The sequence below is a fragment of the Candidatus Chlorohelix allophototropha genome, from assembly GCF_030389965.1.
GTDB lineage: Bacteria > Chloroflexota > Chloroflexia > Chloroheliales > Chloroheliaceae > Chlorohelix > Chlorohelix allophototropha.
Map to the genome: position 1 here is coordinate 1,379,689 of NZ_CP128400.1, position 19,521 is coordinate 1,399,209.

At 46.8% G+C, this 19,521-nt stretch carries 16 protein-coding genes; 1 reads left to right on the forward strand and 15 read right to left on the reverse strand.

From position 1 onward, the window contains the following. Positions 1-37: 37 nt before the first annotated feature. The 4 genes from dnaJ to OZ401_RS18575 all read right to left on the reverse strand — a co-directional run bounded on the left by dnaJ (position 38) and on the right by OZ401_RS18575 (position 3,940). Positions 38-1,183, reverse strand: coding sequence for a molecular chaperone DnaJ (dnaJ, locus tag OZ401_RS18560; RefSeq protein WP_341470008.1), 1,146 nt, complete (start codon positions 1,181-1,183; stop codon positions 38-40). Between the two features lie 82 nt (positions 1,184-1,265). Further along, positions 1,266-1,808, reverse strand: coding sequence for a nucleotide exchange factor GrpE (locus tag OZ401_RS18565; RefSeq protein WP_341470009.1), 543 nt, complete (start codon positions 1,806-1,808; stop codon positions 1,266-1,268). A gap of 135 nt (positions 1,809-1,943) precedes the next feature. Beyond that, positions 1,944-3,065, reverse strand: coding sequence for a heat-inducible transcriptional repressor HrcA (hrcA, locus tag OZ401_RS18570; protein WP_341470010.1), 1,122 nt, complete (start codon positions 3,063-3,065; stop codon positions 1,944-1,946). Positions 3,066-3,238: 173 nt separating this feature from the next. Further along, positions 3,239-3,940 carry a B3/B4 domain-containing protein gene (locus OZ401_RS18575; protein WP_341470011.1) on the reverse strand — a complete coding sequence of 234 codons (702 nt, stop codon included), beginning with the start codon at positions 3,938-3,940 and terminating at the stop codon, positions 3,239-3,241. 174 nt (positions 3,941-4,114) lie between these two features. Between OZ401_RS18575 and OZ401_RS18580 the strand changes: the two genes are divergently transcribed. Continuing rightward, a complete protein-coding gene (locus tag OZ401_RS18580) occupies positions 4,115-5,962 on the forward strand; it encodes a cation:proton antiporter (RefSeq protein ID WP_341470012.1) in 1,848 nt (615 codons plus the stop codon). A 6-nt stretch (positions 5,963-5,968) separates the two neighbouring features. Here the strand turns inward: OZ401_RS18580 and OZ401_RS18585 are convergent, their stop codons facing one another. The 11 genes from OZ401_RS18585 to OZ401_RS18635 form a co-directional block, all read right to left on the reverse strand. Then, a complete protein-coding gene (locus tag OZ401_RS18585; protein WP_341470013.1) occupies positions 5,969-6,712 on the reverse strand; it encodes a suppressor of fused domain protein in 744 nt (247 codons plus the stop codon). A gap of 48 nt (positions 6,713-6,760) precedes the next feature. Then, on the reverse strand, positions 6,761-7,597 hold the full coding sequence (pgl, locus tag OZ401_RS18590) for a 6-phosphogluconolactonase (protein ID WP_341470014.1): 837 nt from the start codon (positions 7,595-7,597) through the stop codon (positions 6,761-6,763). Beyond that, entirely contained in the window at positions 7,548-8,768 is a 1,221-nt protein-coding gene (locus tag OZ401_RS18595; protein WP_341470015.1) for a glucose-6-phosphate dehydrogenase assembly protein OpcA, read from the reverse strand. The genes pgl and OZ401_RS18595 overlap by 50 nt, the downstream gene beginning before the upstream one ends. A gap of 19 nt (positions 8,769-8,787) precedes the next feature. Next, a complete protein-coding gene (gene zwf, locus OZ401_RS18600; RefSeq protein ID WP_341470016.1) occupies positions 8,788-10,347 on the reverse strand; it encodes a glucose-6-phosphate dehydrogenase in 1,560 nt (519 codons plus the stop codon). Between the two features lie 94 nt (positions 10,348-10,441). Further along, positions 10,442-11,377: a phosphogluconate dehydrogenase (NAD(+)-dependent, decarboxylating) gene (gene gnd, locus OZ401_RS18605; RefSeq protein ID WP_341470017.1), complete on the reverse strand. Its 936-nt coding sequence runs from the start codon at positions 11,375-11,377 to the stop codon at positions 10,442-10,444. A 135-nt stretch (positions 11,378-11,512) separates the two neighbouring features. Then, complete coding sequence (tal, locus tag OZ401_RS18610) at positions 11,513-12,625, reverse strand: transaldolase (protein WP_341470018.1); 1,113 nt, start codon at positions 12,623-12,625, stop codon at positions 11,513-11,515. Positions 12,626-12,732: 107 nt separating this feature from the next. After that, positions 12,733-14,829, reverse strand: a complete 2,097-nt coding sequence (gene tkt / locus OZ401_RS18615) for a transketolase (RefSeq protein ID WP_341470019.1) — start codon at positions 14,827-14,829, stop codon at positions 12,733-12,735. A 241-nt stretch (positions 14,830-15,070) separates the two neighbouring features. Beyond that, positions 15,071-15,388 (reverse strand): hypothetical protein, encoded by a 318-nt coding sequence (locus tag OZ401_RS18620; protein WP_341470020.1) that lies wholly within the window; start codon positions 15,386-15,388, stop codon positions 15,071-15,073. A 404-nt stretch (positions 15,389-15,792) separates the two neighbouring features. Next, complete coding sequence (locus OZ401_RS18625; protein WP_341470021.1) at positions 15,793-17,403, reverse strand: acyl-CoA carboxylase subunit beta; 1,611 nt, start codon at positions 17,401-17,403, stop codon at positions 15,793-15,795. A gap of 41 nt (positions 17,404-17,444) precedes the next feature. After that, positions 17,445-18,899, reverse strand: a complete 1,455-nt coding sequence (gene proS / locus OZ401_RS18630; protein WP_341470022.1) for a proline--tRNA ligase — start codon at positions 18,897-18,899, stop codon at positions 17,445-17,447. A 141-nt stretch (positions 18,900-19,040) separates the two neighbouring features. Further along, entirely contained in the window at positions 19,041-19,484 is a 444-nt protein-coding gene (locus tag OZ401_RS18635; RefSeq protein WP_341470023.1) for a hypothetical protein, read from the reverse strand. Positions 19,485-19,521 lie beyond the last annotated feature (37 nt).

Sequence of the window (19,521 nt, forward strand, 5' to 3'; positions counted from 1 at the left end):
GAAATTAAAAAGAGTTACAAACTTCCCGCTGAAACTACTATGACCCAACCCGGAATCGCCCAAAGAACCCGCCTTTATCATCTTTATCACGTTGGGATTCTTTGCCGATTTGTTCCCGCGGCATAGTACGCGCCATTTGCTGAAGTAACTGCCGTTGTTCTTCGCTAAGTTTTCGGGGTACTATTATTTTGAAAGTAATAATTTGATCTCCCCGCCCGTTTCCCCGCAATAACGGTACTCCCCGCTCTTTTAACCTGATAATGTCACCGTGTTGAGTACCCGGTTTAACTTCTATTTCTAACGCTCCATCTACCGTTGGCACTTCAATCTTATCACCCAGAGTAGCCTGCCATAAATTGAGCGGCACATCAACCATTATATGGTTTTCCACTCGCTTAAAAATGGGATGCTCTTTAATCGCTATACCCACAAACAGATTACCGGGTAGGGTACCACGAGGACCTGCTTCACCTTCGCCGCTTATTCGAATTTGTGAGTTGGAGTCAATCCCGGCTGGAACCTTGACCAGCAAGCGTTTGCTTACCTTAACCCTTCCTTCACCTCGGCATTCTTTGCAGGGGGTGCTTACAATCCGCCCATCGCCTCGACAACGGTCACAGGTTGTTACACTCACAAATTGACCAAAGATGCTGCTCTGTACACGGCGTACTTCTCCAGAACCGTTACAATTAGGACATTTAGCGGTTTCGACTCCCGGCTCGCTTTTACTACCCTTGCAGCGCGCGCATGTGTCGAAACGTGCAATTTCGATTTCTTTTTCAGTGCCAAAAACTGCTTCTTCAAATTCAAGGGTAATGGTGGTTTTTAGGTCAGCACCCCTTTGTGGACTAGCACGACGCGCTCCTCCGGGTCCTCCTGACCCACCAAAGAATTGCTCAAATATATCGCTGAAACCACCCATTCCGCCAAAACCTTCAAATGGGTTAGCGCCTGCTCCAGACATACCGGCGTGACCAAACTGGTCGTAAGTGGCGCGTTTTTTAGCGTCACTAAGGACTTCATAGGCTTCTTTGACTTCTTTGAATTTTTCTTCAGCATCCGCTTCTTTATTGACATCAGGATGGAACTTCATCGCCAAGCGGCGATATGCTTTTTTAATCTCATCTTCGGTTGCTGACCGGGTAACTCCCAGCACTTCGTAGAAATCACGTTTTGAAGCCATTAATATACCTGTCTTTTTCTTAAATTCAGTTTAATCAAAACCGCATACCCCGTCAAGAGGAAGCGCTAAATAGAAACGATTTTTAGCCCCTTCCAACCTTAACTGCTGCCGGTCTAAGCACTCTATCGCCCATCATGTAACCTTTTTGATAAACTTCGGTTACTATATCTTTATCTCCGTTTCCATCTTCATCTCTCTGTACGGCATCATGGAAGCGAGGGTCAAAATCTGCGTCTTTCGCATCGAATGAACTGATGCCTTCTTGATCAAGCAGGGTTTTTAATTTCTTTTCTATTAAACTGACCCCATTAACCCACGGCTCAACTTTCAAATTGTCAGGAGTAGATGAAAGCGCTCGTTCAAAATCATCTACTATGGGTAATAGTCGCAATATCACTCTTGATTTTACATCAGCATTTAAATTAGCGCGTTCGATTTCGGTGCGTCGTTTTAAATTTTGAAAATCAGCCAGAGAGCGTTTCCAGTTGTCTGCCAATTCCGCGGATTTCTTTTGTTCTTCCACCAATAGCGCTTCCAATTCTTCTACTGTACGTACGGTGGTTTCGGTGACTGCTTCACCTGTGCTATCTGTTTCCTGATTGGTTTGTTTGGTCGTTTCTTCCATTTTCATTCCTCTTCTTCTACCTTTTCTCATCAGGATATGTTTGAATATTATTCTATTCTCACAATTAAGCGCGTCGAGTGGGGCTTTGATAATGAAACCCTTCGCCGCGCACTTGATAAATATAGCGACCGTTCTTTAAGTCGGACCTATAAAATTATTACCAGAACGTTCGGTAAGTAGGTTAGTCATAAGATGTGCAATATATTGTACTGTGGAAATTGAGCGATTATACTCCATTCGGGTTGACCCGACCAATCCCACTACACCTACTACCTGACCGTCAATGCCGTAACGGGCTAGAACTACACTTAGCAAGCGCATATCGTCAAATCGGTTCTCACCGCCAATTACTACCTGAACTCCTCCCTCATAATTTTGAAGGATTTCTGGAATTAAGGTTGGTAATGCGTTGCCGGTTTCTATCGTCTGCATTACCTGTCGCATTGTTGAAATATTGTTAAATTCAGGCTGGTTAAGTATATTTGCCAACCCCTCACGATACAATTGTACATCCCTATACTGTTCAAGACTTCGTAGCATTTCCACCAAACGAGTTGCTACAATTTTGTCCAACTCTTCTGCCCAATCCCGTACTTTTATTTCAATCTGAGTGCGGTTCTGGTTACATAGCGTTGCATTTAGGCGGTTTGAAATTATGCTTAATTCTTCTTGCGTAATCGGGTCTTCCAAACTTAGCATTTGCTCTTTAATAGAACCGTCTTGAGTTACGGCAACCACCAATGCTAACCGCTCCTGGACTCCGATCACTTCCAACCGTTTTAAACGACCATCAAATACATAAGGTGAGCTAACCACTCCAACATTCTGGGAAGTACGCGCCACCACTCCGGCGGCTAACCGTATCCACTCGTTTAATTCCAATTGTACCTGATAGAACTGGTGTTGGATGTTATGTTGTTCCGGTAGGCTAAGTCCGCCTTGTCGTTCCATTAGGTGCTCTACATAATAGCGGTAGCCTTTGTCGCTGGGGATACGCCCTGCCGAAGTATGCGGATGCGTAATGTATCCTTCTCGTTCTAGTTCCGCCATTTCATTTCGAACAGTAGCCGGGCTTATGGGAAGTTTGTATTTGTTAACGATCATCTCTGAGCTTACCGGTAGGTAGTTATTGACATACTCGTTGATTATTGTTCGCAACAATTCCTTGCGCCGCTCAGTCATGGATTCTTGCGGCTCTTCCATGTTAACCTTGCTTTCTTTTTCTATTCCCCCTGTTTTGCGTTCCTGGCGTTTCATATCTTAAATGTTACCAACAATGGCTCGGCAAATGTATCTAGAAAGACAATGATATTTTTAATTTACCCTAGTAATATTAGCACTCTACCTCTATGAGTGCTAATAAGTGCTGATTTTTATGGTATCATTTCGACTTTGTTGTGTCAATAGTATCTTACTGCTTGTTCTTTTTGCTAAATAGCAGGCTCTTGTAAGTTCAGCACTTTCGCGTTAAATTTACCTTCCGCGTATTTTTGAATCAACTCCTGCAAGTCAGCCAACGCTGCCTCTACTTCACGCCGACCATCGACATGTTGCGCTTCCACCGTGATTATGGCATTCTCCGACTCTAGGCGTGCCGCGCTTTCCGCGCTTTGTCTCCAGCACCAGCGTCGTGCCGATACGATTTGCGCTTCATCTACAAATATCACTTCACCCACTTCAGGAGTTTCGGTAATACTTTCACCAAGCGGTGTAAAGTGTTCAGTTCCTTCAGATAAGCGTACTGTTATGCTGCCGGTAGTTTGATGAGTATCGAAAACTGCGATCGGCAGGTTATAACGGATACTGACCAGATTTCCAATATCTACCAGCAAATTTATTGAGGGAATGTCACCCTTCTTGGTTAAACGCCGCAATAGGGCTTCAATAGCCGAGCGGTATTTAGTAGGTTCTACCCCAAAAGCTGAAAAAGTTGAACGCCATGCGGAGAGCGCTGGTATCTGGCTAAGCGGGGTATCGCCGATAAGCTGCCTTGTCGCTTTCTGTTGTTCTTGGTATTGCGCCAGCAATTCGGGCGGTGTTTGCCTATTACGCAAGCCTTGTGCCACTATAACTCCTCCGGTTACCGAAGGAAAACGCTCTAATAATTGAGAATGATATTGAAATGACTTCATATGAAAAATCTAATTATAAGTTCAGCTAGCCACAAACACTAGTGAATTATACCCTATAGCTGTTGTTTGTGTATGTAACTCTAACCGCATTTTATCCAACTCACAGGGATTTTGCACTATAATTAACCAATACAACTTTTGGTTTAGCGGGGCAATTCTACGATGGAGTAAGGGATGGGATGGATAGCAGGAATAATTCAGGCAACCGACTCTGGTTCTAACTACAATTTGATTACTGCGTTGGTTCTAGCGGTTATTGCAGCGGTTGTGGGCGGTTTAGTGGCAGCGTGGCTCAAGCAACCACTTATAATCGGCTATTTGCTTGGTGGTGTGTTCATTGGTCCTTATACCCCCGGACCGGCATTAGTAGTATCCGATGTAGAGGTGCTGGCAGAAATCGGGGTAGCGCTGCTGATGTTCGCTTTAGGCACAGAATTTTCTTTGCAAGAGTTAAGACATATAGGAAAAACAGCCGTTCTGGGAGGTATCTTTCAGATTTCTCTTACTATTCTTCTGGGAATCCCGGTAGGAATGCTGCTAGGGCTAAATTTAAGCAGTAGCATTTTCTTGGGAGGTCTCCTTGCCATTTCAAGCTCAATTGTAATTCTGAAAATCCTTATGGGACGCGGCGAAATGGAATCGCTGCATGGCAAAGTAGCGCTTGGGTTGGGTATTGTCCAAGACCTGAGCGTTATTGTGCTGGTGGTATTATTGCCTGCCCTTGGAGAAAAGGGTGGTGATAATCTAGCCTTGAGCATTGGGCTGGCACTGTTGAAAGGCACTCTATTTTTAGTGGGAGCTTATATCGTAGGCACTCGTTTCATGCCTTGGATAGTACAAAAACTGGTGATGTTGGGAATGCGCGAGATGTTTTTGCTTGGCGTGATAACGATTGCTTTAGGTACGGCAAGTTTAGCCTATTTTCTTGATATCTCCTTCGCATTGGGCGCTTTTGTAGCAGGTTTAATGGTGAGCGGCTCTGAGTCTGCCGGGGATATTCTCACCGAAATCATACCGATACGCGATGTTTTTGCCAGCCTTTTTTTTGTGAGTATCGGCATGTTGATCGACCCTGTTTTTTTGGTAAATAACTTCCCTGAAATTATGCTGTTGGTAATTACAGTGTTGATTGGTAAATGGGCGTTGACCAGCGGAATATTACTTCTGTTCAAACAACCCTTAAAAACCGCAGCTCTAGCCGGTTTATTGCTGGCGCAGGTAGGGGAGTTTTCGTTTGTTTTGGCGCGTATCGGGGTTGATAGCCGGGCAATTAACAGCCGGGTTGAATCCTTGCTACTTTCGGCAGCGCTGGTTACTATTATTGCGAATCCGCTTTTATTGCAGTTCTTTCCCACTTTAACCCTTTGGCTAACCCAACTCCGTACCCGCTTGTTCAGGCTGTTGGGTAAAGCTGTTCCAGGTTATGCTAATGCCGGGGTGTCCTTACCGGTTTCGTTGCGTCCACTAGTCGAAGAGAAAGAAGCTGGCGAGATGCTTTATACCCGACGCGGGCTTAGAGGTCAGACCGAGCGTTGGCCCTACAAAAAGCATGTGGTGGTGTGCGGTTATGGACGGGTAGGTCAGCAATTGGTGGATGCATGTATGCGCCGGAATTTCGACGTGGTAGTGATTGAGTATAACCCACGCAGGCTGGAACTGGCTCGCAAACGTGGTATTATCGGCTTATTTGGCGACGCATCGGTTGAGGTAACTCTTAAACAGGCAAATATAACTGAAGCTAAGGTGCTTGCTATAACTGTGCCAGATGCGATTGTAGCTGAAGCAGCCAGTCGTGCCGGAAGGGCAATGAACCCCCAGCTTGAAATTATCACTCGCGCCACCGAGCAAAAAACTATTGAAATGCTAAAAAATTCGGGCGCAGACGAAGTAATCCAGCCTGAATTTGAAGCCAGCCTCGAATTTATTCGTCGCACTGCCAAATTGTATGGGGTGAGCGGGGTAGAGTTACAGGCGTTGATAAATGGAAGGCGCGCCCGCTTTTACGGGCGCAAAGATATGTAGGGTCTCTTAAAACCGGGCTTGAAGCTCTTTAGGGAGTGGAAAGCGATTTGGAAGCTCTACACTTTCGCGATTCGGGTTAATAACTGGCGCCGCTCCCTGTTCGTAAAGTAAATCTTCCAATGCGGTAGGTCCCTTAGCCAGAAGGTAAGCTAATTCTTGCCCAGTAATCCCTAACAACTGCAACAACTCTACCTTACCGCTAGGTAATGAAAAACCTGCTTGAAAATCACGCGGCTGCGATACTAAAATACCACGCACTTTGCTATTTGGCGTGCCGGGGTCTATCGATCCGTTTAGTGGCATCCAATCGCCATAATTAAAGACCTTGCCTTTGATTATTTTGCTGGTAACGCCAATCTGGTAGGCGCTAAGTCGGTGCAACACATCCACTGCCCACCCGGCACGTTCAGGCGTGCGCACTACTATTTCAATTCCCGTACCGCTGCCTCCGTTCGGGTTCAACTCGGTCTCTTTATCAATGTTCCAAGGTTGGCTGAAACCGGTGGTAACATATAGCCAGTCCGAATGATGAGCGTTAGGGGCAATTTCAATTACCCCGTAATGAAGCCATTCCGGTAGGATTTTGGCTTCTGCTCCCAAAATAGCTTTCAAGGCTTGCTCATGCAGCCGAATAACAGTTTCAGGTAATTTACCGAATAATTCAGTGTAAATCTTCTCTTCGCGTTCTTCCCAGATTCTTTGAAACCACTCGTCGCTACTATTACTCTTTAAAAGGTCAACCAAGCTCATTAAAAGTATCGTTCCTGTCTATTTGTAGGTTGTTTGTGTATAAATCCCTTAAATTGTGTCCAATTGAGATGCTGCCGCTCGATCTACAAACCAGTAAACACGTCCTCCATTGGGTTTTACTAACTGGCTTGGCAAGGTTTGCGGCTGATAATCGCCTTCGAGAACTCGCTTTAGAGTCGGTGCTTTATCCTCTCCGACTACTAAGAACCAGACTTGTTCTGCCCGGTTTATGGTTGGAGCGGTAAGCGTCAGGCGGTTAGCGTTCAATTTTGGGACGAAATTTGCGGCTACCGGATGCCCCCGTTCCTGAAGAGCGGATGTGCCGGGAAATAACGAAGCGGTATGCCCGTCTGGTCCCATTCCCAGCAATATCAAGTCAAATTTCGGGAAGTTTTCCGGGCTAGGGCCATCTCCGGATTCGAGTTCGAAGAACTCTTGTAACAGGTTGGCGTAGTTTGTTGCTGCTGCTTCCGGATCAAGGTTTTCACCTTCCATCCGAAAGATATTGGCGAATGGAATTCCCACAAAATCCAGCAAATTTTCCTGTACCATCCGGTAATTACTGTCAGGATGGTTGGGCGGCACACACCGCTCATCCCCGAAAAACAGATAAGTATTGAACCAGTCTATTTGTTCACGAATCGGTGGTTGTGCCAATATCTTGTACAGTTCGCGGGGGGTGTTGCCTCCTGCCAAAGCAATTGTAAAACGCCCTTGCTGCGCTATACAATCAGCGGAATAGACGGCTAACCTTTCTGCCGCTGCTTTGCTCAATTCCGCTAGATTTTCAAAGGTTTGGATTTTAATTTGCGGGTCGATATTATGCATATTATCCTTAACTACCGCTGCCGCCAAACTTACCGGCGTAAACCAGCGCTTCCTCAAACAGCAAGTCCCCACCTACCACGCTCAACTCTTCGTGCATAAGGTCGGTTACATCTCGCAATGGTAAGAGCGCCGAGAAGGTTGAAACAATTTGCCCGTTTTCCTCAATTTTGCTATGAGCATGTTCCAAATCGTCCGAAAGCGTAAGCGTAAAAACTGCTTCCCTGTTCTCATCCGGTAGGCTGGAATAAACCCGTAAGGAGGTTATTCCACCCGATTCATCTTTCCGCTCATTGTGCCCATGAAATTCAATGTTTAGTGGTTGCCCACCTCGGTCGATTATCAGACTTGCATTTGAGCCACGCACTTTCAGAGCAAAAGCCGGTTTCCAGTTAAGCACTTTTGCAAACCATCCCACCAGTAACAATGCTTCAGAGAAATTCGGTTGTTCAATATCATAGGGCGCTTCATACTCGATTTCCAATTTGTCCACAGCATAAAGATACGGCAGGAAATTGGTATTGTCAAAAAACTGTGAAATTGCGCTACGCCATGGAGTCAAACGTGCCCAGTTCAAATCGCTGATATTAACCTTATGCTGGGTACTTTTTGCTAGGTCAGCTAATTGCTTGAAACTGGCAGTTGGTTTTTTGAACAGCCGCGAATCAACAACTAGTCGGTCAGCCGTTTCAAATAGATGTTGGAAAAGATTAAATTGGGAGCCAAGGTCGTACCGCCACCACAATACCACCGGTAAATCTGAAACCAACAATGGCAAGACCATGCTACTGATGCGTTCTGCGCCCGAACCTCGCCCTTCAATAGTTATTTGCTCACAGCATACTTTTTGACCTTTAGGATCAGGCATCTGGCAATGTGCCGAAATCCAGGCTGTTATTTCTTCCTCTGGATCATTTGGCTTTGAAAGCAATACAATACTGCGGCTAGGGTAAGTCCAAGTCAAACGCGCAATCGAGTTAGTTGCATGCTCCAACTCTTCATCGGTTTCAGTACATATTACCAGATTCAAAACGCAAGCTCGCATCACAGCAGGCTCACTATCAGGTTGTCGCGTCATCTCGGTGGCTTGCCAGAGCGCGGTTATTCCTTTTTCTATGTCTTCAAGTGCAACAGTATGCGCTTGTCCCTGTTCGATAATCTGTTGTAAGGAATCACTATTGATTGTACCGGTTCCACTACCGAATATTTTACTATTTGTATTATCGGTCACCGCTAATTACCTCGCTTTGTTACAACCGGCGCCAGCGGCGACCGTCCTTCTCGATGAAATCATCGGCTTCTTTTGGTCCCCATGTTCCCGACTCATAATTAGGAAAGTTAGGAGTCATTAAATACTTCCAACCATCCGTAATTGAGTTAACTATCGTCCAGGCTTGCTCAACTTCATCGCGGCGTGCAAACAGGGTAGAATCGCCCAATAGCGCATCAAGAATTAGGCGTTCATAGGCATCGGTAGCCACATTGCCAAAGCTTTGACCGAACCGGAAGTCCATAGTTACCGGGCGAATTTGCATTGCCTGACCGGGAACTTTAGCCCCAAAACGCATTGAAATACCATCGTTGGGCTGGATTTGCAGGGTTAATACGCTTGGTTCAATATTAGTTTGCGGGAAGAGACGATGTGGCGCAGGTTTAAATTGCAAAGCTACTTCAGTGATACGTTTAGGCAAGCGTTTGCCGGTACGTAGATAAATGGGCACACCCGCCCAGCGCCAGTTCTCTACAAAAAGTTTGATGGCTACGAAAGTATCCGTTACCGAATTAGGGTCAACCCGCTCTTCTTCACGATAACCCTTGACCGGCTTACCGAAAATTACCCCCGCTCCGTATTGCCCACGAACGGTACGTTGTACTACATCATCCGTATCTAACGGCGCGATGGCACGTAAAACTTTCACCTTTTCATCTCGCACAGAGTTCGCATCAAAGTTGATAGGCGGTTCCATACATACGAGGCTGAGCAATTGCATCATATGGTTCTGCACCATATCTCGAATTGTACCTGAATTTTCGTAGTAAGGACCACGCCCTTCCACCCCTAATTCTTCTGATACCGTCATCTGGATATGGTCTATATAACGGCGGTTCCAGAGCGGTTCAAAGATGCTATTGGCAAAACGAAACACCAAGATATTCTGAACGGTTTCCTTACCCAGATAGTGGTCAATGCGGAAGACCTGATTTTCACGAAACACCTGTGCTACTGTTTCATTTAATTGCTGCGCGCTTTCCAAATCATGCCCAATCGGCTTTTCCACAATAATGCGCGCCCAAGCACTCGAGCCGGCTCTTTGGGGGCGTGCTAAACCTACTGCCCCGAGATTCTGGATAATAACCGGATAATCGCTGGGGTTTGTAGCTAGATAAAATAGTCGATTTCCCTGAGTACCTTGTTCTTGATCGAGTTTTCCAAGTAAATCGCTTAAACGCTGGTAGCCTTCCGGATTTTGAAAATCGCTGCTGATAAAATGGATTGTCTGTGTAAACTGATCTTTTACTTCCGGCATGATCGGACGGCGGCGTGAGAAATGATTAATTGATTCGACCAGAGATTCCCGAAATTGCTCGTCTGTAAGAGGGCGACGCGCAAAGCCAATCACATTAAAATTGGCAGGTAAGTAGCGTTCGATTGCAAGATTATAAAGAGCAGGAATCAATTTTCGGTGAGTAAGATCTCCGGTAGCTCCAAAAATAACCATTACACATGGTTCAGGTGTGCGCTCATTTCGCATGCCAGTCCTAAGCGGGTTAATGGCAGGAGTAGCTGTGGTTGTGAGAGCCTGCGTCATATTAGTAATTACTTTCTTTATTGTCTATTTATATTTTAAGAAATTATCATTGCACCTGTCCCTGTCGTTTTGGAAGGGACAGGCAAAGCGGGAATTAACCGTGTTGTTTTTCCATTTCCCCTGTAACTTTGGAAAGCACTGCATGCCCACCAAACTGATTGCGCAGGGCAGAAATCACCTTCGCGCTGAAGCTATCGTCCTGGCGACTGACAAATCGAGCCAATAACGAAAGGGTTAGGATTGGAGCAGGCGTAGATTGGTCAATTGCTTCTTGCACTGTCCATCGTCCTTCGCCGCTATCCTGTACAAATCCCTTGATATTCGTCAGGTCGTTGCCTTCGCTTTCAAAAGCATTTACCGCTAGTTCAAGCAACCAACTTCTCACTACGCTACCGTTCATCCACATTTTGCTGATAGCTAGCAGATCTAAGTCATATCGGCTGTTTTTCAAAATTTCATAACCTTCGCCATATGCCTGCAACATGCCGTATTCAATGCCGTTGTGTACCATTTTGACGAAGTGTCCTGAGCCGCTTGGTCCGCAGTGTAAATAACCGTTCTCAGGGGCTAAGGTTTTGAAAAGAGGATATAGATGTTCTACCTGTTCTTTTTCGCCACCTACCATCAAGGCATAACCGACCGTAAGACCCCAAACACCGCCGCTGGTGCCGCAGTCAAGATAATGTATCCCCTTTTGTTTTAATAGATCGTGGCGACGGATAGTATCTTTATAGTTGCTGTTTCCACCGTCAATAACAATATCGCCGGGCTTGAGTAGGTCTGAAACTTCATTCACATACTGTTCGGTGACATCTCCGCTTGGAACCATTAGCCATACTGCTTTGGGTGATTCTTGCAATTGATCTACCAGATTTTGCAGGGAAGTAGCACCAACCGCCCCAAATTTAACCACTTCTTGCACTTTATCTTGAGAACGGTTATAGGCAACTACACGGTGTCCGCCCAGAGTTACCAACCGTTGTACCATGTTTGCACCCATACGCCCCAAGCCGACAAAACCTAGTTCCATTTATATTTTAACCTTTCTTACAATACTGCATCAAAAGATTTGCTGCTTTTTGTTACTAAAAATTGGGCGGGGATTATAGCACGATTGAAATAGTAAAAAACGTGTGTAAAATTCCCGCCCTAATATTAATTGATACTACCCTTTATTAGCCAATACCAACTGCCGTTTGGCTTCTACTCCTGCCAGCAAAGTTTCAAAGCTATCGGAAAAGCTTTTGACACCTTCTGCCAGCAATTGCGCAGTTACTGCATCAATTGAGACTCCATAAGTTTCAAGGGCTTTAACATGAGCTTTCGCTTCCTCATAACCCTTATTTACGGTTTCGGATGCCACACCATGGTCGCCAAAAGCTATGACTGTTTGAGGTGGCATGGTATTGACCGTATCCCGCCCGATCAATTGCTCTACGTAAATTACATCGCGGTATGCAGGGTTTTTGGTGCTGGTACTTGCCCAAAGCAAGCGCTGCTTGCGCGCGCCTTGCGCTTCGAGGTTCTTCCAGCGTTCGGTGCTATAGATTTGCTCAGACATTTCATAGGCGAGGCGACTATTACCGATGCCTGCCTTACCGAAAAGCTCTGCTGGCGCGCCGTTCTGCTCTAACAATTTGTCCACCAGCGAATCCACGCGGCTAACAAAGAAGCTTGCTACGCTCGAAATCTCACTCAAGTTTTTCTTGCCACTTTTCGACAGTTCTTCCAAACCTTCGATATAGGCATAGGCTACTTGCTTATAAGAATCAAGGGAGAAAATAAGAGTAACGTTTACATTAATGCCAGCCCCAATGGTGGCAGTAATAGCCGGAATACCCGCCGGGGTGGCAGGGATCTTAATCATCAGGTTAGGGCGATCTACGCGGGTGTAATAATAAACCGCCGATTTTTTTGTACCTTCGGTGTCATTCGCCAGTGTCGGGGAGACTTCCAATGATACATAGCCGTCCAACCCGTTACTTTCATCGTAAACCGGACGGAAAATATCGGCTACATTTTGAATGTCCTCAATCGCCAGTTCGTCGAAAATAGCAGAGGCATCTTTGCCTTCGCTTGCTGCGTGCAAGATTTGTTCGTCATATTCTGCTGAACTGCTAATAGCTTTCTCAAAAATGGTGGGGTTGCTGGTTACGCCAACTACCGCCTGTTCCTGAATCATGCGCTTGAAACTACCGTCCTTAATCAAGCTACGTGACACATTGTCATACCACACGCTCTGTCCGTACTTTTGCAATTCCTGCAATGGGTTGCCCATAAATACTCCACTCCTTGTCTTTCTCTCTCTGATTATTTTGATTTAGGGGTTTTCGCTGTGGGCAAGGGGCTTCAGCCCCCTGCTTAGTGCTTCAAGCGAAAATTATATTAATGTCCCCCCGGATGGAAGGATTGGTTCATAATCTTTTTTGCTAGAGCGCGACCCTCTTTTGGGTTGCTTACCAATTTTTGCGCCAATTCCGTAACAGTTGGCACATTGAATCCAAAATGTTCTGCTACTATATCACCGGGTGCGCTCGCACCGAAGTGATTAATTGCCAGCGATGCGCCTTCCCCGCCTATATAGCGTTCCCAACCCATTGGGCTACCTGCTTCTATCGAAAGGCGAGCGGTAACGTCAGAAGGTAATACTGATTCCTTGTATTCTTCCGATTGTTCCTCATAAATTTCCCAACTGGGCATACTCACAACTCGCGCTTGTACGCCTGCTGCCGTTAATTGCTCCTGCGCCTTAAGTGCAAGGCTCACTTCTGACCCGGTAGCAATCAAGATAACCTGTGGTGTGCCGGAAGGGGCTTCACTCAAGATATATGCGCCCTTAGCCAGATTTGCCGTTGGGTATTTCTCAGGTTCGAGAACGGGCAATTTCTGGCGACTCAAGATAATGCAAGATGGGCTATGCTGCCGTTCCAATATCACTTTCCACGCTTGCGCGGTTTCGTTGGCATCGGCGGGGCGAATTACCGTCAGATTATGAATAAGGCGAAGGCTGGCTAAATGTTCGATTGGTTGATGGGTTGGTCCATCCTCGCCTACTCCGATGCTGTCATGGGTGAAGACAAAGATGCTGGGAATACCCATAAGGGCAGCAAGTCTTAAGCTAGGGCGCATATAATCGGCGAATACAAAGAAGGTCGCCCCGTAGATTCTTAAGCCACCATAGAGAGTAGCCCCATTTACGGCTGATCCCATGCCGTGTTCTCTAACGCCGTAATGTAGCGTGCGCCCATCGTAAGAACCGCCCTTTTCGGCGTTAGGCTGGAACCCGGCATAATGTTCAAGGCTTGTTATGGTAGATTCTGCCAAGTCTGCGCTACCGCCGATAAAGTTGGGTAGCTTTGGAGCAATCGCATTCAGCACCGTACCGCTGGCGTTGCGCGTAGGGATCGAACCGCTGCTGAATACCGGTAGCGCTTCTTCCCAGCCTTCTGGCAATTTGTTATCCCATGCCGTTTCGAGTTGCGCTGCCAGTTCAGGGTAAGCTGCTTTGTATGCTTCCCATTTCTTGTTCCATTCTGCTTCCAATTGTGCACCGTTGTCAATTGCCTGACGGTACAACGCCAACGCCTCTTCCGGCACATAGAATTCAGGCTCAAGGGGCCAGCCCAACTTCTCTTTGGTTGCTTTTACATTGTCTTTGCCGAGCGGGCTACCGTGCGCTTTTGCGCTATTTGCAAGAGGGCTGCCATAACCAATGATACTTCTCAAGTTGATTAAATGCGGCTTGCCTTTAACTTGTTTGGCAACCTCGATTGCAGCTTCTACCGCTGCCACATCGTTAATATCGCTTACATGCTGAACATGCCAGCCATAAGCCTCAAAGCGTTTGCCTACATCTTCGGTAAAAGCAATCTTGGTATCGCCTTCAATAGTGATATGGTTATCATCATAGAAGTAAATCAGGTTATCTAGTTCTAGATGTCCTGCCATTGAAGCGGCTTCGCTGGCTACCCCTTCTTCAAGACAACCATCACCCACAATGACATAGATATAATGGTCGATTATTTCATGTCCCGGTTTGTTATAGGTTGCTTGAAGAAATTTCTGGGCGATACCCATTCCAACACCGTTGCCGAAGCCCTGTCCTAGCGGTCCGGTGGTGGTTTCTACTCCCGCAGTCATTCCATATTCAGGGTGACCGGGGGTAATGCTGCCCCACTGCCGGAACTGCTTTAGCTGTTCCAGTGGTAAATCGTAACCGCTTAAATAAAGCATGGCATAGTTAAGCATCGAAGCGTGTCCGTTTGAGAGGATAAAACGGTCACGGTTGTGCCAGTGTGGGTTGCGCGGGTTATAGCGCATCTGGCGAGTCCATAGTAGATAGGTAAGTGGAGCAAGCCCTAATGGTGCGCCGGGATGCCCCGAATTAGCTTTCTGAACACCGTCCACCGCTAGAAAGCGGATGGTATTAATGGCTAATTCTTCCAGTTTTGGATCAATCTTCTCTCTTACGCTGCTAGTCAATTTGCTATCTCCTTGATTATAAAGTCAGCTAGTTTTTTGATTTGATAAGCTGTTTATATAAATCTCTTTGCCTTTCCCTTGCTGCATTTTTAACCTCATGCCGGTTAGGTTGGGCTGGAAGCTATTACCAAAATGGTAGTTAGACTTTTCAAGTCCTTGCTTATTATGTTCTTACCGTAAGCGGGAAGCAGCATCGGCATATTTGCCCAAGCATATTGGGCGCCCCGGCATTACCTTTTGGTCAATTTCCCCTTATGCTGTGCCAGAAAGTATCCAACGCTACTGCTCCGATTCTAGCTGAAAGCTTTCTAGCTTTTTCAAGAACCTGATAAGTAACGATAAAAACGGACTTTAACAGTGTGTCCGGGTTTGTTTTTATCCCACCGTCTGGCGTAGTATTAAGCTGGTACAGGCTTCGGGCTTCTTGATTTAGAAAAGAGTTGGCATGGGAATTATATAGGCTTGCTCTTACAGAACTGTTACTAACGTCAACAGCAAACACAGGCGGCGATTCGGTTGTTTCCCGCGTGATGTACAGCAGCATATTATTCCTATCCATCCAACCGACTCGCTCCACTCAAACCTATATGAGGGCAGCCTTGTCCGATTACGTCGGTTTAGTCTTCTCTATTCTCTGGAAAATTCAGTTTGGCGACTCACTATTTTACATATCACAATTTAACATAGCCTTGCCTGTTTTTCAACCGTGAACGCTTAGGCGAGTCCGAATAAATTGATGTACCTATTCAGCCCCTCTATACCAAATTGTAGGAGATAATTATAAAATCCTGTATGGGAGAGTGTTACTCTGATTTGATTTATTCAGTAGCTTTTTAAAGCTTTCCTTGCTCTAAAATTTGATTCCATACACAATATATTGTGTTTTTAGGAAAATCAAATCAATATGTCGTAACTTAATAATACTAATTATATATTATCGAACAGGGGTAAAGAAAGGGCTGGTTAGACCGGAAAAATGCCGTGTTTGCGAGGATAACGCAGCGTTTGTTTATTTTTGCTGGCTTCCAGTCCTTGCGCCAGTAAGGCACGAGTATCGGCGGGATCAATAATATCATCCACATAGGTGTAGGAAGCGGCTAGATAGGGGTCAATCAGCTTACGAAACTGGGCTTCCATCTGGGCGCGTAAGGCTGCTTCTGCTACCTCCCCTCCCTGTCCCCGCGCTTCACTCAGCGCCTTTCGCCCGATGATGTTCACTGCGCCTTCTGGTCCCATTACGCTTATTTCGGCGGTAGGCCAAGCTACGATCAAATCCGGGTCGTAGGCTTTGCCGCACATTGCGAAGTAACCCGCCCCGTAGGCTTTACGTACCACAACCGTCAGTTTTGGAACAGTGGCAGAACTGACTGCAAAAATCATCTTTGCGCCGTGTCGGATGATGCCTTCTTTTTCTACTTTAGAGCCGATGAGGAAGCCGGGCGTATCTACCAGAAATATCAGCGGTATATTGAAGGCATCGCAGAGGGTGATAAAACGCGCTCCTTTATCGGCACTATTGACATCTAGAATTCCACCCAATACCAGCGGATTGTTCGCAACTATACCTACTGCTTTACCCTCGATTCGGGCAAAGCCTGTGACCAGATTTTTAGCCCAACCCGCTTTCATCTCAAAAAATATACCGCCATCTACTATTTTGTGAATCACCTTGTGCATATTATAGGCGCGACGTGGGTTGGTAGGGACGATTTTGTATAGGCTTTCTTCGCGTTGAGAGGTGGCGTTGTTGTTTGGGAGAGGTGGTGGGTGCTGCTGGCTGCTAGAAGGGAAATAGCTCAGGTAATCCTTGATGGCTTGAAGGCAAGCATAGTCGTTAGCTACCTCCATATCGGCTACCCCGCTGATTTCATTATGGATGCTCGAACCGCCCAGTTCTTCTACCCCGATTTCCTCGCCGGTAGCTGCTTTTACCAGATGTGTGCCACCTAGCGCCATTGAGCCGGTTCCCTTCACCATCGGCACAAAATCGGCGAGACCGGGGATGTAGGCAGTGCCAGCCGCGCAGGGGCCCATTACCGCTGCTACCTGTGGCACTACCCCGCTCATTAGCACTTGCTCTTTAAAAAGATAACCCGACCCGGCAAATTGACTCCCCGTGGTTTCTTGAATACGCGCCCCCGAAGAATCGAGCAGCCACACGATGGGCATTTGCCATTTTGCTGCCATTTCGCGCAGCATAGCCACTTTGTATTCTCCGGTAGAACCCATCGACCCGGCAAGCACTGTGAAATCGTAGGCAGCTACCCCTACCATGCGTCCGTTAACGCGCCCGTAGCAGGTAGTCACTCCATCGGCGGGCAATTTTCGCCCCTTTAAGTCGGGATGGCTGGAGTGATGGTCGCCCAGCATCCCGAATTCAGTAAAGATCCCGCCATCAAAAAACAATTCTAGGCGTTCACGGCTGGTGAGTTTGCCGGAGGCGTGTTGACGCTCGATTTCTTTTTGCCCACCCAATTGTAAAGCAGTGGCTTTGCGCTCTTTTAGGTGCGCAACCATTTCCTCCATTGTGTGGGGCGCTAGGGGAGCACCTTCGCCCCCCTTCGTCTCGCTCATCTTTGTATACTCGCTTCGCTAACTCAAACTGCCGCTATTATTTAATACGAGCGGGCAAAAAGCGCTTCACAGGTGGCAGGATTGCCGGTGTAGAAACACTTCTTACCTTGCATCCCCTCTGCGGGTTGGTCAAAAGGAATCACACGCACGGTGGCTTTGGTTTCCTCTTTGATTTTTAGCTCCGCCGCGCTGTCCTCCGACCAAGGGACTCGGACAAAACCACGCTTTTCTTCCAGAATCTGCTTGAATTCATCATAGTTGTCGGTATAGTAGGTATGCTCGTCCCGGAATTTCTTAGCTTTGTCGTATAACGCTTTCTGGATTTCTTCGAGCAGCACGGGCAAACGTTCTGTGAGTGCGTCCACGCCTACAAATTCTTTGGCGCGACTATCGCGCCGTACCAGCACCACGCTATTATTCTGCACATCGCGGGGTCCGATTTCCATACGCACCGGTACGCCGCGCATTTCGTATTCGGCAAACTTCCAGCCCGGCGTATTTTCGCTCAGGTCGACAGTTACACGCACCTTGCCCTTGAGCAATTTCTTGACGCGCTCGACCATTTCGAGAACGGCTACTTTTTCCTCTTCCTTGCGCCAGATCGGTACAATTACCACTTGATGCGGGGCAAGACGTGGCGGGAAAATCAGCCCGTTCTTGTCGCCATGTACCATAATGATGCCGCCGATCATGCGGGTGCTGAGACCCCAACTGGTGGTGGAGCAATACTTGCGCTGTCCGTCGCTATCTAGATACTGGATGTCAAAGCTTTTGGCGAAATTCTGACCGAGATTATGGCTCGTTCCCGACTGTAACGCCTTGCCATCGCCCATCATCGCTTCGATGGAGTAAGTGCGGAGTGCGCCTGCGAATTTTTCGTTCTCGCTTTTGCGCCCGGTAAAGACCGGAATAGCAGCATCTTCTTCAGCGAAAGAGCGATATACATCCAGCATCATGCGAGTGCGTTCTTCGGCTTCTTCGAGGCTGCGGTGGGCAGTGTGCCCTTCTTGCCACAGGAACTCAGCGGTACGCAAGAATAATTTAGTGCGTTTTTCCCAACGTACTACGTTATTCCAAAGGTTAATCAAGATGGGCAAATCGCGATAGCTTTGTACCCACTTGGCATAGCTGTAGCCGATGATAGTTTCACTGGTAGGGCGCACGGCAAGGGGTTCTTCCAGTTCTTCTCCGCCACCTCGTGTAACCCATGCTACTTCAGGAGCAAAGCCTTCTACGTGTTCGGCTTCGCGCTCAAGGAAGCTCTTGGGGATGAACAGTGGGAAATAAGCGTTGACCACATCGGTCTCTTTAAACCGAGTGTCTAGCGTGTGCTGAATATTTTCCCAAAGGGCGTAACCATAAGGGCGTATAATCATACAGCCGCGTACAGGCGCGTAATCGGCGAGTTGCGCCTTAATTACCAGTTCGTTATACCACTCGCTGAAATCGTCTTCTTTATCAGCTAATTCCTCGACGTACTTTTCCTCGTTAGCCATACCGTCCTTCTTCAAGAAATGCGAAATTTTGACAAAAGATTTTATTGCACAAGGCAAATTATACTATAAGAGCGGCTTTTCAGCCGCCCTAGGATACCTGCTACAGGTTGTGAAATTTGAATCCACCCGGTGCGGCGAGAATTAATAATCGCTATCGGGTGGTGGGTCGAACGCGCCTGCCCATGAATATCCAAGAAAAATGTAAATTACGCCTACTACCACCGAGAAGCTCAAAAGCAGGGCATTGCCTAAATCCATACCGCCGTTTATAAGCAAAAATGCTGCTCTGACTACGGGTATAACCACTAGCGCTACTCCGGTAATAAAACATACAAAGCCGTAAATTTTACGGATGCCGTCTTCGTCATCGGCATTTTCGCTGGTTAGTTCGCGGATAGTGCTGATACCGATACCAACTATAATAATCAAAACACTAAAAACAGCCAGCCCGAAGTTTATATTTGCTCCGCCCGCCAGCGCAAAGAACTCCCCCAAAGTAGTCATCGCCAGACCAAGAAAGAAAGTGAAAAAATCGAAAATTGTGACCATTGCAGCACTATTGGCTTTTGGCGTTTGCTTAGCCACCCGGGTTCTCCTTTCCATAACTACAGTCGTTTGAATT